This window comes from Mycobacterium sp. BMJ-28 (assembly GCF_054404835.1).
The window spans coordinates 3,162,512-3,176,922 of sequence record NZ_CM136783.1 but is presented as its reverse complement, the minus strand read 5'-3'; the positions used below and the strand labels follow the sequence as shown (position 1 = coordinate 3,176,922).

The 14,411-nt window shown below is 63.9% G+C and carries 10 protein-coding genes and 2 pseudogenes; 7 read left to right on the top strand and 5 right to left on the bottom strand.

What is annotated here, in order from left to right; translation table 11 throughout:
- Positions 1 to 35: 35 nt before the first annotated feature.
- The 3 genes from ACXPWS_RS15825 to ACXPWS_RS15815 are packed head-to-tail and all read left to right on the top strand — an operon-like array spanning position 36 to position 4,074.
- Positions 36 to 1,532, top strand: coding sequence for an ABC transporter substrate-binding protein (locus tag ACXPWS_RS15825; protein WP_458713313.1), 1,497 nt, complete (start codon positions 36 to 38; stop codon positions 1,530 to 1,532).
- Between the two features lie 56 nt (positions 1,533 to 1,588).
- On the top strand, positions 1,589 to 2,875 hold the full coding sequence (locus ACXPWS_RS15820; protein WP_458713312.1) for an NtaA/DmoA family FMN-dependent monooxygenase: 1,287 nt from the start codon (positions 1,589 to 1,591) through the stop codon (positions 2,873 to 2,875).
- 50 nt (positions 2,876 to 2,925) lie between these two features.
- A complete protein-coding gene (locus ACXPWS_RS15815; RefSeq protein ID WP_458713311.1) occupies positions 2,926 to 4,074 on the top strand; it encodes an acyl-CoA dehydrogenase family protein in 1,149 nt (382 codons plus the stop codon).
- Positions 4,075 to 4,164: 90 nt separating this feature from the next.
- Here the strand turns inward: ACXPWS_RS15815 and ACXPWS_RS15810 are convergent, their stop codons facing one another.
- On the bottom strand, positions 4,165 to 5,166 hold the full coding sequence (locus ACXPWS_RS15810) for a LacI family DNA-binding transcriptional regulator (RefSeq protein WP_458713310.1): 1,002 nt from the start codon (positions 5,164 to 5,166) through the stop codon (positions 4,165 to 4,167).
- 142 nt (positions 5,167 to 5,308) lie between these two features.
- On the opposite strand from ACXPWS_RS15810, the gene ACXPWS_RS15805 reads away from it, so the two are divergent.
- From ACXPWS_RS15805 to ACXPWS_RS15790, 4 genes and pseudogenes are all read left to right on the top strand, one after another.
- The gene (locus tag ACXPWS_RS15805) at positions 5,309 to 6,634 is read left to right on the top strand and encodes an MFS transporter (RefSeq protein ID WP_458713309.1); all 1,326 of its coding nucleotides are present in this window, start codon (positions 5,309 to 5,311) and stop codon (positions 6,632 to 6,634) included.
- A 17-nt stretch (positions 6,635 to 6,651) separates the two neighbouring features.
- Positions 6,652 to 9,150, top strand: coding sequence for an alpha-L-rhamnosidase (locus ACXPWS_RS15800; RefSeq protein ID WP_458713308.1), 2,499 nt, complete (start codon positions 6,652 to 6,654; stop codon positions 9,148 to 9,150).
- On the top strand, positions 9,147 to 11,396 hold the full coding sequence (locus tag ACXPWS_RS15795; RefSeq protein ID WP_458713558.1) for a glycoside hydrolase family 3 C-terminal domain-containing protein: 2,250 nt from the start codon (positions 9,147 to 9,149) through the stop codon (positions 11,394 to 11,396). The genes ACXPWS_RS15800 and ACXPWS_RS15795 overlap by 4 nt, the downstream gene beginning before the upstream one ends.
- 65 nt (positions 11,397 to 11,461) lie before the next feature.
- Positions 11,462 to 12,567, top strand: a pseudogene (locus ACXPWS_RS15790) (IS1634 family transposase); the annotation flags it as partial.
- Positions 12,568 to 12,610: 43 nt separating this feature from the next.
- Here the strand turns inward: ACXPWS_RS15790 and ACXPWS_RS15785 are convergent.
- The 4 genes and pseudogenes from ACXPWS_RS15785 to ACXPWS_RS15770 all read right to left on the bottom strand — a co-directional run bounded on the left by ACXPWS_RS15785 (position 12,611) and on the right by ACXPWS_RS15770 (position 14,370).
- Positions 12,611 to 13,381, bottom strand: coding sequence for an SDR family NAD(P)-dependent oxidoreductase (locus ACXPWS_RS15785; RefSeq protein ID WP_458713307.1), 771 nt, complete (start codon positions 13,379 to 13,381; stop codon positions 12,611 to 12,613).
- Positions 13,382 to 13,443: 62 nt separating this feature from the next.
- On the bottom strand, positions 13,444 to 13,647 hold the full coding sequence (locus tag ACXPWS_RS15780) for a glycoside hydrolase family 3 N-terminal domain-containing protein (protein ID WP_458713557.1): 204 nt from the start codon (positions 13,645 to 13,647) through the stop codon (positions 13,444 to 13,446).
- Between the two features lie 199 nt (positions 13,648 to 13,846).
- Positions 13,847 to 13,972, bottom strand: a pseudogene (locus ACXPWS_RS15775) (SDR family mycofactocin-dependent oxidoreductase); the annotation flags it as partial.
- A 20-nt stretch (positions 13,973 to 13,992) separates the two neighbouring features.
- Positions 13,993 to 14,370: a hypothetical protein gene (locus ACXPWS_RS15770; RefSeq protein WP_458713306.1), complete on the bottom strand. Its 378-nt coding sequence runs from the start codon at positions 14,368 to 14,370 to the stop codon at positions 13,993 to 13,995.
- Positions 14,371 to 14,411 lie beyond the last annotated feature (41 nt).

The window sequence follows — 14,411 nt, the reverse complement described above, 5'->3', positions numbered from 1 at the left end:
CGTGCGGAAGCAACGCACCTGCCCGAGACGATTCGGTGTCCACACCCCAGGCAGGTGGGGAGTTCACCTTCGCCACTGCCTACGACGCCAAGTCGCGTGACCCGCAGCGAAACCTGGGCAACGGCGCGCCGCAGGTGCTGCAGCACGTGTACGACTCGCTGACCGATCAGGATCCCAAAACCGGCAAGCTGACTCCCTGGCTCGCCGAGAGTTGGCAGCAGAACGCTGATTTGACCGAGTTCACGTTCACGTTGCGGCCTGGTGTCACCTTCAGCGACGGCACACCCCTTGACGCTACTGCGGTCAAGGTCAACTTCGACCGGATACCTCACCTGGGGGCGACCCACAACCTCGCGGCAGGCTACCTCGAAGGTTATCGCGAGACTCGGGTAATCGACCCACTCAAGTTCGCCGTCGTGTTCGACCACCCGACCGCGCAGTTCCTGCAGGCCACTTCGACACTGTCGCTGGCGATCATCTCGCCCCAATCCGCCTTGCAGAATACTGACGATCGCAAGTCCAAGGGCACCATAGGGTCGGGGCCCTTCGTCATCACCGACTACACACCCGATAAGAGCTACACCCTGGAGAAACGGAAGGACTACGCGTGGCCGAGTAGCCGTGCCGCGCATACGGGCCCAGCCTATCTGGACAAGATCACCGTGGTGATCGTGCCCGAAAGCGGCGTCAGAGCAGGCGTGCTGGCGTCCGGACAAGTCGACGGTGCCGACATGGTGCGCCCGCAGGATCAGGCCCAATTCGACGGCAACGGCTTCTTCCTGTCATCAACGGTCGCTCCCGGACTTGCGTATTCGTTGGCGCCCAACGAATCACGTCCGATCGTGAAAGACCAAGCGATACGCCGAGCCATCCAGTACGGAATCGACCGCAGCATCATCGTCGATACGATCCTGCAGGGCGCCGGGCAAAAGTCGACCAGCGTCCTGACCAATGAAACACCAGGCTGGATCGACCTAGCGGCAGACTTCGCCTACGACCCCGAGAAGTCCAAGACCATCCTCGACCAGGCAGGCTGGATGGTCGGGCCCGACGGCATCCGAGAAAAAGACGGCCAGAAGCTCTCCCTGTACCTCCCGTTCGATCTCGACGAGGTGGACAGACTCACCCTCGTCCAAGGTCAACTCAGAGACATCGGAATCGACTTGAAGATCGAAAAGCTCGACGGGGCAACATTTGACCAGAAAGAAACCGAGAACCTCAACGACTTCACCTACACCTACTGGAAGCGCGCCGATCCAGACATCCTCCGCTTCTACCTCGCCCACGATCTGTCCGACATGAACAAGGTCGCCAACCCCGACGTCGAGGACGTGCTCCAGCGACAGTCCGTCGAGCCCGACATCAAGGTGCGAAACGAACTCGTCGCCCAGGCCCAGAAACTGGTGATCGACGACGCCCATCTGATCCCGCTGTGGGACATCATTGAGACTCGCGCCTACTCCCAGCGTGTGCACGATCCCTCCGTCAACGCCGCCGCTCGGGTCAACTTCTACGACACCTGGATCGGGTGAGGGTGTCCCGAAGGGGGCAGAGTCGCCGAGAGTTGAAACTCTTCGCACTCCTGCAGATGACGACATCGGAGATCTTGTGGGGCGATGACGACGCCGGAAGCCAGATCGATATCGAATCGTTTCAGCGGTTCGCCGCAGACGCTGAGCGCGGCCACCTCGATGCGCTGTTTCTGGCCGAGGGTCTTCGCCTGCACGAGTCGAACTCCCGGATCGTGGACTACGACGTCTCGGACCGCCCGGACCCGGTGACACGGCTGTCGGCCCTGGCCGCAGTAACCACACATCTAGGGCTGATCGCCACCGCCAACTGCACCCACGCTGAGCCGCTCGACCTCGCCCGCCGCTTCAGCACACTCGACCTGTTGAGCTCGGGGCGAGCCGGGTGGAACGTGGTGACAGCCTCAGATCCCATCATTGGCGCTAACTTTCGCCGAGGCGACTTTCTTCCCTACCCAGATCGCTACGCCCGCGCAAACGACATGGTCGACGCCCTTACGACGATGTGGGCTTCGGCAGGCGGCGCGCCCAGCAGTGCAAGAGGTCGTTACAACGGGTCCCAGGTCGCGGTGGACATCGACTACCACCTGCCGATTGGCCCGGCGGGACCGCCGGTACTGGTGCAGTCGGGGGACTCGTTAGACGGCCGCGAGTTCGGGGCGCGCTTCGCCGATGCGATCTTCACCCGCGCCCGACCGCTCGCTGCGGCGCAGGAGTTTTACGACGACATTCAACAACGCGTCGTAGCTTCGGGCAGACCACACGGCAGCACCAAGATCATGGCAGGTACGCGCTTCGTGATCGGTGACACCGCCGAGGATGCGCGCGAGCGCGCCGAAGCGGAACTCACCCAACGCCTCACGCCGCGACTAGTGATCTCCTTCATCGAAGATATCTGGGGGCAGGACCTCTCCGATTACGACGTTGACGGTCCGCTACCGACGATCGCACCGGACCCTCTGCACCGACCGAGCGTGCGGGTCACTACGCGCGCTGCCGGAGCGGAGCGAACATCGACCGGACTTGCCGCGCAGTGGCGTGCCCGGGCCGACGCCGAGGGAAAATCCATGCGTCAGATGGTCAGGGCGCTGCTGTCACAGGACGAAAAGGGTTTAGTCGGAACCGCTTCGGAGATCGCGGAACGAATGGTCGACCTGTGCGACGCTCGTGCTGTGGACGGCTTCGTCGTCGTCCCTGCCGTCGTTCCGAGCGGGCTCGCCGAATTCGTCGATGCCGTGATCCCGCACCTTCAAGAGCGCGGCGCATTCCGCGAGGCCTACCAAGCCGACACGCTGCGCGGGCACCTCGGTGTCGGCCTGCACGACACGGTCGGCGCGCAGTGCTAGCGACCACGCAAGGCCGTGCGCACCCCGCGACCGCAGATTTCCTCAACTCCTTGGCACTGCGCTTCGCTGACGTACCCGAACTGGGCCGCTCCGATGTCGCCTCGGCGGTGTCCGCGATGACGAGGGCCGGGCTCGGGGCGTTGACCGTTCCCGAATCGTCGGGAGGACTGGGCGCCGACCTGCCCACGCTATTCGACTTCCTCGTCGACCTGGGCGCAATCGACCCCAACATCTCACATGCCGTCGGCAACCACTTCAACTTCGTCGACAGCGTTCGCCTTCATCATGATCGGCAATTGATCAAGCGTGTCGACGCAGAGGCCGTGGCAGGAAATCTCTTCACCGTATGTGCGGCCGAGTCGGGCACCACTACCGCTGGAACCTCACGGGGGGACACCGTGGTCAAGCCCGACACCGACGGCACCTACCTGCTCAGCGGCACCAAGAGCTACACGACCGGGTCGATATTCGCGCATCGACTGGCGGTACGGGCGCAAACCGTCGATGCCCGGCCACGCACTGCGCTCGTTGACGTTGCGGCGCCGGGCGTAGAGGTGCACGACGACTGGTCCGCGTTCGGCCAGCGCCATACCGGTTCCGGGACGGTGACGTTCGACAACGTACGGCTCGTGCCCGGCGACGTCGTGGACTTCAGCGTTGACGCGGTCGGCGGACTGCTGCCGTACCGGGGAGGCTTCACCCAACTCGTCCTTTTGGCCTCGGCCGCGGGGGTGGCATCGCGAATCCATTCCGACACCATCGAATTGGTCCGAAAGCGGGGCCGCAACTTTGATCACGCGTTGGACGAACGGCCCACTCACGACGCGATAGTGCAGACCGTCGTCGGCGAGTTGAGTTCAATCGCGTGGGTGTTGCGTGTCCTGGTGCGTGCGGCAGCGCAATCCTTCGCGGCCCGGCCGGACCCGACCGGCCAGATGGCCAACTACCTTGTGGGGGCGCATCGCGCATCAGCCGACATCTCCAGGGCAAAGAGCATCATCGACCGGCTTTCGAACCATGCATCGAGCCGGATGTTCGACGCCGGAAGCGCATCGTCGGTGGACCACAGTCGCGCGCTCGACCGGCATTGGAGGAATCTTCGGACACTAGCCTCGCACAATCCCAAGGAGTACCGAGAGCGCGCAATTGGAGACTTCGAACTGAACGGCACCATGTTGCCGACGAATGGATTCTTCTAAACGACGACAGTGAGTTTCGAACCTGAGCGCGTCGGCACGCGCATTCGCTGTCAGTGAGATGGCATTCAAGACTTGACGACGGAATTGTGTTCAGCTCCTTCGGGGGGCGGTCGAGCTACGAGCAACGACGATTTCCCGCGCCATCTGCCCGGTGTCGGCGATGCCGCGCCCCTCGGCCAGTGCGACGGCGATCGAGGCGAACATTCGACCATCCGCTTCCTCGTCGCGCCGAACACTCGAGAGTGAGGGCACGAAGAGCGTAGCGATCGGCGAGTCGTCGTGTCCGACAACCGATAACTGCTCCGGTACCGCGACGCCTGTGTGTAGCGCGGCGCCGGCGACGAGGGCTGCGACTTCATCGTTGTATGCCGCGACTGCGGTGACGCCCTCTTCCAGCCAGTCGCGGACGGCTGATGTCGCATCGTCCTGACTGGCCACGACGCGGATGATTGGCGGATCTAAGCCGAGTGTTTGCGCGTGCTGGAGTGCTGCTTCCGCACGTCGCCCAGCAATTTCACTTAGTCGGGGATCCGCGGTGGATGCATAGCCGATGCGTCGGTGGCCAAGCTCGTACAAGTGGTCCAGCTGGAGGCCAGGCCCGATTTCAGGGGCCAGTACGTCGTGCCCCCCGTCGGGCACGATATGGCTAATCCTCTGGGCGCGCATGCTCGCCAGCTGCTCGGGCGAGAACGGCTCGAAGCCGATGACGACGGCTGGCTCGAGGAGCTCCCAGAGTGGCCGCGAGCTGCCTTCACCTCGTGGAGTGTAGGTAACTAAGGTGTATCCGGCCGCATCGAGAACACCGTCTGCCGCTTCAATGAATCGCTGGATACTGTGCCCAACCGGCCAATCTGGAAGGACCAACAAAACGATCCGTGTGCTTCCCCGCGCCAAGGCCTGAGCGCCGGCGTGTGGACGGTAGCCGAGACGGTGCGCGGCATCGAGAACCTTGTCACGAGTCGCAGGCGAGATCGATTGCCCAGGAGTGTCGTTCAGGACGAAGCCCACTGTCGCCCGCGAGACCCCGGCTTCCCGGCCGACGTCGGCTGCGGTCGGTCGCCGTTTCGTCGCCAGCCCGTGCACATCGCTCATGTCGCTCACCTCATTCGGCTCCGAGCGTACTGCTTGCGCGCGCTAGCGTTAGCCACTGTAGTGTCGGTGTCACCACCTAGCGCGCTCTAGTAACCATGTCGGCCCGCGCAGACACCCGCGACCATGACGACGGAGGGCCCGAATGAGCGGTATGTCGCCAGCCCGTCCTGTCGAGGCTGCGCTGCCCCATGCAACCGCCGCGCCGCTCGTCACTCAAGACGGCTCGACGGCTCGAGAATTGGTCAGCGCCAAGTACATCTGGCTGATCGTCCTGGCGCAGTTCGGCACGTTCGTCGCCTTCATCACTCCGCTGGCTATCTCGCTGTCCATCAGGGTGGCCGAACTCGCCCCCGGCCACGAGGAGTATCTCGGCTTCATCACTGGCGTCGGCGCGGCCGCCGCCTTGGTTGCAGGCCCGTTGCTCGGCGTGGCTTCGGACCGTACAAGGACCCGGATCGGGCGTCGTCGACCGTTCATCATCGCTGGTCTCACGGTCGGCGTCATTTCCCTTGTCGTCATGTCGCTGGCTCCGAGCATTCTGCTGCTCGGCGCAGGGTGGGTTCTCGCGCAGCTCGGTTGGGGCCAGGCCCTGGCCAACCTGCAGTTCTCCACCGCAGACCGCCTGCCCGAAGAGCAGCGTGGCCGTGTCGCCGGATTGTCCGGCTTCGCCACACAGATTGCCCCAGTGCTCGGTGTCGGCGTCGCAGGAGCGTTCGCAGCCGACGCCGTGCTCTTGTTCGTCGTTCCCGGTGCGATAGGACTCGCATTCGTGCTGCTGTTCGTACTCTTCGTGCACGAGGAGGACACCCGCGGCGCTGTGTTCCCCGAAGAGTTGACTCCCGCCACGTTGCTGAAGAAGTTCGTCTTCGACCCGCGGCGATACCCGGACTTCTCCCTGGTCTGGCTCGGCCGCCTGCTGTTCTACTTCGGTCTGACGCTGAGCACGACGTTCACCTCGTTCGTCTTCGCTGCCAAACTGGGTCTGTCCGTGACCCAGGTGACCGATGCCCTGGTGTCCCTGTCATTGCTCGGCGTTGTTGCGACCACGGCGGGTGCGATTGGGGGTGGGTTCATGTCCGATCGATTCGAGCGGCGCCGGGCCTTCGTCCTGCTCGGCGGCGTGCTCTTCGCCTCCGGGGCGGTCGTGACGGCGTTGTCTGCTCAGCTCCTCGGGTTGGCCGCCGGTTCGCTCCTGACGTCCGTGGGCATCGGCATGTTCGCCGCCGTGGACCAAGCGCTGCTGCTCGACGTGCTGCCCGAACGCGACACCGATGCGGGCCGGTTCATGAGCATCGCCAACTTTGCGACCTTGATTTCCCAGGCAGTCGCTCCGCTCGTCGCGCCGATGTTTCTCGCCATCGGTGTTTCTGCGGCCGGCGAGAAGAACTACGTGTCGCTCTACGCGATCGGGGCTGCGGTCGTGCTCCTCTCCGGCCTCGTCGTGCTCCGTGTCCGTTCCGTCCGCTGATCGGGGGAGGTGAAATCGTGACCGGGCGCGCCAGGGGTGCCTTCGTCACACCGTCCTTTCCGACCGGCCGTGAGGGCGATCCACCGGCGTACCTGCGCCGTGACTTCACGCTTGCGGAACTCCCGCACACCGCGACGCTGCGGTTCACCGCACTCGGCGTCGCGGAACCGCACCTGAACGGCGCTGTCGTCGGCGATGAGGTTCTCACCCCCGGGTGGACGTCGTATCGGAACCGACTGGCCGTCAGTAGGTTTGACGTGGGAAGCGAGCTAGTGATCGGCGCGAACACGGTCGGGGTCATTGTGGCCGAAGGGTGGGCGCTCGGTCGTCTCGGCTGGGATGGCCGTCGCAATCACTACGCGGACCGCGTCGCCCTATTCCTCGAACTCGTGCTCGAGTACGCCGACAGAACCGAGACCGTCGTTAGCGACGCCAGGTTCCGTGCAAGTGCAGGGGCGATCACGAAAAGCAGCATCTACGACGGCGAAGAGCACGACGCCCGGCTCGAGCACATCGGCTGGGATCAAAGCGGTTTCGACAGCACGTCCTGGTCGACTGTGGAGCCGATGGCATGGCCCGAAAACACTCTGTTCGATTCGACGGCGCCACCGATTCGGCGCATCACGGAACTCGAGCCTGCGGCGATCGTGACCACGCCCTCCGGCAAGACCGTCGTCGACTTCGGACAGAATCTCGCCGGGCGGGTCCGAATTCATGTGTCCGGCGAAGCGGGCACCACCATCACACTTCGTCACGCCGAAGTGATGACCGATGGCGAGATCGACCTCGAGACGTTGCGCAGCGCGCAGGCGACCGACCGCTACACACTCGACGGCCGCGGCGCGCAGAGCTGGGAGCCACGCTTCACCTTCCACGGCTTCCGCTACGTCGAGGTCGACGGCTGGCCCGGCGAACTCAACGCGGACTCGCTGCATGCGATCGTTCTCCACACCGACATGGACCGTACCGGGTGGCTGGAGACCTCCGACCCGCTCCTGAACCAGTTGCACTCGAACGCGGTCTGGTCCATGCGAGGAAACTTCGTCGGTGTGCCCACGGACTGCCCGCAGCGAGACGAACGGCTCGGCTGGACCGGAGACATCAACGCCTTCGCGCCGGCTGCCGCGTTCCTCTACGACGTCCGAGGGGGTCTGGGCTCGTGGCTCGACGACCTCGCCGCAGAACAACGGGAACGTGGTTTCGTGCCGTGGGTCGTGCCCGATGTCTTGGCGACGCCCTCGTCTCCCACCGCGTTGTGGAGTGACGTCGCGGTGAACCTCCCGTGGGTGCTGTACACGGAATACGGCAACACTGAAAGCCTTTCTCGCGCCTACCAATCGATGACCGCGTTCGTCCGTCAGGTCGCGTCATCGCTCGACGAGCGTGGCCTGTGGAGCTCGGGGTTCCAGTTCGGCGACTGGCTCGACCCCGATGCTCCGCACAACAACCCCGCAGGCGGCAAGACCGACTCGCACCTGGTGGCCGCGGCCTATTTCTGCCGCACGACCCGGCAAATGGCCGATACCGCCCAGATATTGGAACGCTTCGAGGATGTAGCAGAATTCACCGAGCTGGCCGCTCGCGTCCGACAGGCTTTTCTGCACGAGTACGTCACCCCTAGCGGGCGAGTGGTGAACGAGACGGCCACTGCCTACGCCCTCGCGATCGTCTTCGGCCTCCTGACCCCGGATCAGCGTTGCACCGCTGGGATGCGGTTGGCTGAGATCGTGGCGCAGTCCAGATACCGCATCTCCACTGGCTTCGCTGGTACACCCTTTGTCGCAGAAGCGCTTTCGAGTACCGGCCACCTCGATGAGGCCTACCTTCTGCTGATGGAGAAGGGATGCCCATCCTTCCTCTATCCGGTGACAATGGGGGCGACCACGATCTGGGAGCGGTGGGACTCGATCCGCCCTGACGGCACGATCAACCCATCGGGGATGACGTCGCTCAATCACTACGCACTGGGCGCCGTCGTCGACTGGATGCACCGCACCATCGGTGGCCTCACCCCTACCAGTCCCGGCTACCGCACCATGCGGATCGCCCCGCAGCCCGGTGGCGGGCTGACCAGCGCAACACTGCGCCACCTCACCAGCTATGGCGAGATCACCGTCGCCTGGCAGATCAACGGGACCCGCGTGTCCCTTCGCGCGAATGTTCCGGTGGGAACAACCGCCGAGATCGCGCTTCCGTTGCATCCGGAGGGGGTCGTCCAGACCGTCGGCGACGGCGAACACAGCTGGTGCCACGAGTTACCAACGCCCTACGGGATGCGTCCCGTCTTCGACCTCGACACCCCGCTAGCGAAACTGGCCGGCGACGTCATGACTTGGCGGCTGCTGACCGAGGTCTTCGCCTCCCACCTGCCTGGGATCCCGATCGACCCAACAGCGCCGGAAGTCACGGCGATGTCACTGTCGACGCTGCTCCAGCACATCCCGGGCGTGCCCAACCAACTCACCGACGATCTGCGCGTGGCACTGTTCATAGCTTCGGGAGGAACCTACACATGACCATCCACCTATCCAATCTCACTCTCGAGCAGAAGGCCTCCCTGCTCTCCGGCAAGGATTTCTGGACGACGAAGAACCTCGACAGGGCCGGCATTCCGTCGATCGTGCTCACCGACGGGCCACACGGCGTGCGTCACCAAGCAGGCGACGCCGACCACCTCGGCATCAACGAAAGCCTGCCAGCGACGTGCTTCCCCCTCGCCGTCGCCGTCGGAAGCAGCTGGGACCGCGACATTGCGGCCCGCGTCGGAGCCGCCGTCGGCCGCGAGGGTCGCGCGTTGGGCGTCTCGGTGATCCTGGGCCCCGGCGTGAACATCAAGCGAAGCCCGCTGTGCGGCCGCAACTTCGAGTACTACTCCGAGGATCCTTACCTCTCCGGCGTGCTTGGGGCCTCGCACGTGACTGCCCTGCAGGAGACCGGTCCCGGCGCATCCGTCAAGCACTTTGCCGCCAACAACCAGGAGACCGAACGCATGCGCATCAGCGCCGACGTCGACGAGCGAACCATGAGGGAGATCTACTTCCCTGCCTTCGAAAGGGTTGTCACCCAAGCGAAACCGGCCACGGTGATGTGCTCGTACAACAAGGTCAACGGCGTCTACGCCTCCCACGATCGGTGGCTTCTCACCGACGTCCTGCGTGCCGATTGGGGCTTTGAGGGCGCCGTCATATCGGACTGGGGAGCGGTGAGCGATCGCGTGGCCGGTGTTGCGGCAGGCATGGACCTGGAGATGCCAGGCAGCGGCGGAACCACCGATCGGCAGATCGTCGACGCTGTCCGCGCTGCAACGCTCGACGAGAAACTCGTCGATCAAGCCGTCGAGCGCGTCCTGGCGCTCACCGCGCTTCCGCGCGACGCGACAGGGGATTTGGATGTCGATCAACACCACGCCCTCGCCCGTGAACTGGCCGCCGATTCCGTCGTGCTTCTCAAGAACGACAACGACGTGCTGCCCTTGGGTGGAATCACCAAGATCGCCGTCATCGGCTCCTTTGCCGCCGAACCGCGTTTCCAGGGCGGTGGCAGCTCGCATGTGAACCCGACGCGCATCGACGCCGCCCTCGATGCCATCCGCGAACAGTCCCCGACATCAGATGTAGCGGTCGAGTACTGCAAGGGTTTCACCCTCGATGCGTCCAGCGATCGGGAATCCCTGCACGGCGACGCCGTGCAGGCCGCGCGCCGAGCTCAGGTCGCGGTCGTCTTCGCCGGACTCGGAGACCGAGAGGAATCCGAAGGCTTTGACCGTGACACCCTGTCTCTCCCGGACGACCAGATCGAGCTGATCTGTGCTGTCGCGGCAGTCGCATCCCGAACCGTCGTCGTGCTCTCCAACGGCGGTGTGGTGTCACTCGAGGGTTGGCATGACGAAGCGGATGCCATCCTGGAGGGCTGGCTGCTCGGCCAGGCAGGCGGATCCGCACTGTCCGACGTGCTGTTCGGACATGTCAATCCGTCCGGGCACCTCGCCGAGACGATTCCCCTACGGCTGCAAGATAACCCGACGTGGCTCAATTTCCCCGGTGAACAGGGACATGTCCGCTACGGCGAAGGTGTGTTCGTCGGCTACCGCTACTACACCACCGCGAACGTGCCGGTGCGCTACCCGTTCGGGCATGGCCTGAGCTACACGACGTTCGCCACGACATCGCTCTCCGTCCGCGCGACCGGCGATGCGGAGGTCGACGTCGAGGTCACAGTCACCAACACCGGTAGTCGAGTCGGAAAGCACGTCGTGCAGCTGTACGTCGCAGGCGGGGACGCCCCGGTCAGACGGCCACTCCGAGAGCTGCGGGGCTTCGCGAAAGTGCAGCTGCAGCCGGGAGAGAGCACGACGGTGGCGTTCGCACTGGATCGTCGTGCGTTTGCGTACTGGGACATCGCGGTCGGCCATTGGGTCGTACCGGCAGGCACCTATTCAATCCAGGTCTGCGCCGACGCATCCACGGTGTTGCGTGAAGAGTCGATCACGCTGCCCGGCGACCCGCTGTCAGGAGCACTGAGTCTGGACTCGACGGTCGGTGACTGGTTTGCGCACCCCCTAGTGGGCCCACTGCTTGTTGAGGCCATAGCGGCCGGCATGTCGGAAGAGCAAGCGCGGCAGTCGGCTAAAAATCCGGATCAACTCAAGATGGTGGAGTCCATGCCCATGCGGCAGTTCCTCGCATTCACCAACGGCGCGATCCCAGTCGACTGCCTCGATCAGCTCATGGTCCTCAGTGCGGCGCCGATAGCTCTCGGATAGACCGTGCGTAGGCCGAGGGTCCGGATGTGCGGTGCCGCCGGGTCGATGTCTTGAATCGCTAAAGACGTTTGGGGGCCAACCGGGTGCTGACCGACCTGGGTGCAGAAGTGCTGTCCTACAAAACAATCAACCGCCACGCCCGCAAGGTCACCACCAAACGGGTACCGCGATGTTATCGCTGGCAAGTGCTTCGCCTATGCCCGTGACTGCGGTTGGGCTGAGTCTGCTGCTCTACGACGTCACCACTCTCTACTTCGAGTCCGAGAACGAAGACGACCTGCGCAAGGTCGGCTACTCCAAGGAACGCCGGGGCGACCCGCAAATCGTGGTCGATCTGTTGGTGGATCGCACCGGCTTCCTGTTGGAGATCGGCTACTACGAGGGCAATACCGCCGAGACCACCACCATCGTCCCGATCGTGACCAGCTTCTTGGAACGCCACGACCTGCAGGACACGCCGATCGTGGTGGCCGCCGATGCGGGGATGTTGTCGGCGTCGAACCTCAAGGCCCTCGACGAGCTGGGGTGCTCGTTCATCGTGGGCTCGCGGGTGACGAAGGCACCCACGGATATGGAATCCCACTTCCTTTGGCACGGTGATGTTTTCGCCGATTCGCCAGATCATCGACACCCTCACACCCAGGCACGGTCTCACCAAGGTCAACAACACTGCTCAAGAGGCTCGGGCACGGGTGATCATCGGTGACGAAAAGCAATCCAAGTCAGCATGATTCGTCACGACCAAAGGCTCCGACCGCAGCCTCGATGAGGGCAGCCTGGCCCGCGCCCAGTCCCTCGTCGGGCTCAAAGGCTACGTCACCAACGTCTCGGCCGAGACCCTCGCGGCCACTGACGTGATCGCCAAACACGACCTGTGGCACGTCGAGAAGTCCTTCCGCATGTCCAAGACCGACCTGGAGGCCCGGCCCATGTTGAACCGCGTGCGTGATGCCATCGAGGCGCACCTGACCATCGTGTTCGCCGCACTGGCCGTCTCGCACTGCATCTAACAGCGGACCGGCCTAGCCATCAGCAGGACCGTCAAGCAACTACGGCCCCCCTGCGCAGCGCCACCATCGTCATCAACGGCGCCACCCAAACCTTCCCGCCCGAAATCCCCGCCGCCCAGCGCGAAATTCTCACTCACCTCGGCTTCAACCCGGGGTACTAAGCAAAATGTCCAAACTCAGGTCGTGGTGTGGTTTTTTCTACAATCACATATGGGCGCCGCCGTCGATGCGAATCTCAGTGCCTGTGATGAACGCGCCATCGTCTGAGATGAGCATGGCAACAACACCTGCGATATTCGCGGGGCTGCCGAGTTCACCGCCGTTGAGGGCGCCGTCGAGTTTCCGCAGCAGGTATTGATCGGCGTCCGCCGGCAGCCCTTGAATGGTGGTGTTTGTGATGCCGCTAGTAATACCGCCAGGGACGATGCTCACTGCGCGCAGGCCTTCTTTGCTGTACTCCGCGGCGATCGCGTGCGTGAACGACGCGATCGCTCCCTTGGTGGCTGAGTACGCGGCCATGTAGGCGTGGGCAAAGAACGCGGAAGTGGACGCGAAGTTCACGATCACTCCGCCGGGTTTCGCGATCAGGCTAGGGAGAGTCTCGCGGGTCACCAGGAAGGTGCCGGTGAGATTCACCGCGATCAGGCTGTTCCACTGGTCCAACGGCATCTCATGCGTGTGGGCGCTGCGCAGAATCCCGGCTGCGTTGACTAAGCCGTCGATACGGCCCAGGCGCTCCCGTGCATCAGCGATGACGGACTTCACAGAATCCTCATGGGAGATGTCGACGTTGTGCACGCTCAGTCGCTCGCGTGCGCCACGGTCGATGGTGTCGGCCCAGCTGATGAGCGGGTCTGAGCTGATGTCGAGCGCGGCGACCTGGGCGCCTTCGGCGAGCAATCGCTCGGCGACTCCTCGGCCGATGCCGGACGCCGCTCCGGTGACGATGATGGCCTTGCCGTCGAGTCTGTTCATGTCGGTGTGTCTCTGCTTTCTGGTTGTGCGCCCCGATGGGAACGTCAGTGGTGAAAATGGGGTTAGTGATCGGAGTAGTACTCGAAGTTCCGGCCACACAATGGAGACCGTTTGATGTTCACGCCGGGGCCGAGGATGACGGACACACCGAACGCGCGGCCTTCCCGTCCGACCGCAGCACCGACCTGTGCGGCGAGGCCGGGATCCCAGCTGGATCCCGCCGCGACCGCCATCGGGAAGCAAGTGGACGGAAGGCTTTCGTTGATACAGAGATGGCCGCCTTCACTGTCCTGACGGCAGATACCGTGCGGGCCATCGGTGAGGACGATGGACGGGATACCGGCTTCGCGGATCTCTTTGGTGGTCCAAAATCCCGGCCCGAAGCAGCGAGGCCTTCTGTTCGAGTCAGGGCTGAGGTATCAGTGGTCATGCGTGTCTCGAATACAACCGCGACCCGCCGCCAGACCGCGCGCACAGGTCAACCGCGATGATGTCAGCACCTGCTTCGGCCATGCGCACAACGTGGGACGGGCGCTGCCCGCGGGCGGCGCCCGTGATGAAGGCGACCTTGCCCTCTAGACGACCGGTCATCAGTTGTTCTCCTGTTCGGTTCATAGAGCCGGATAGACCAACACGCCAAGGATGTTGGCGGCGACGTGCATGTCTGCGTTGCCGTCGATGACCTTCTCCAGCGGATAGGTGCGGGTAACCATGGATTCAAGATCGACCTGGCCAGCACTGGCCATTTCGAGGATCTTCGCGATGTCGGCTCGTGAGTTTCCCGACCCGTACAGGGTGCCGACGATCTGCTTCTCGGTCAGAGTGAGGTCCATCAGGTTCGCGCGGATCCCGCGTTCGAGCATCGGGTGGGTATTGGTCACCAACAGGCGGCCCCGTTTGGCGACCATCGCCCGGGTCCGGCCGATCAGCTGGCCGTCGCCGACACCCATCGCGCAGATGAACCGGTCCGCGCCGCGGTCCCAGGTCACCTCGCCGACAACACCTTTGGCTTCATCCCAATCTTCGACGC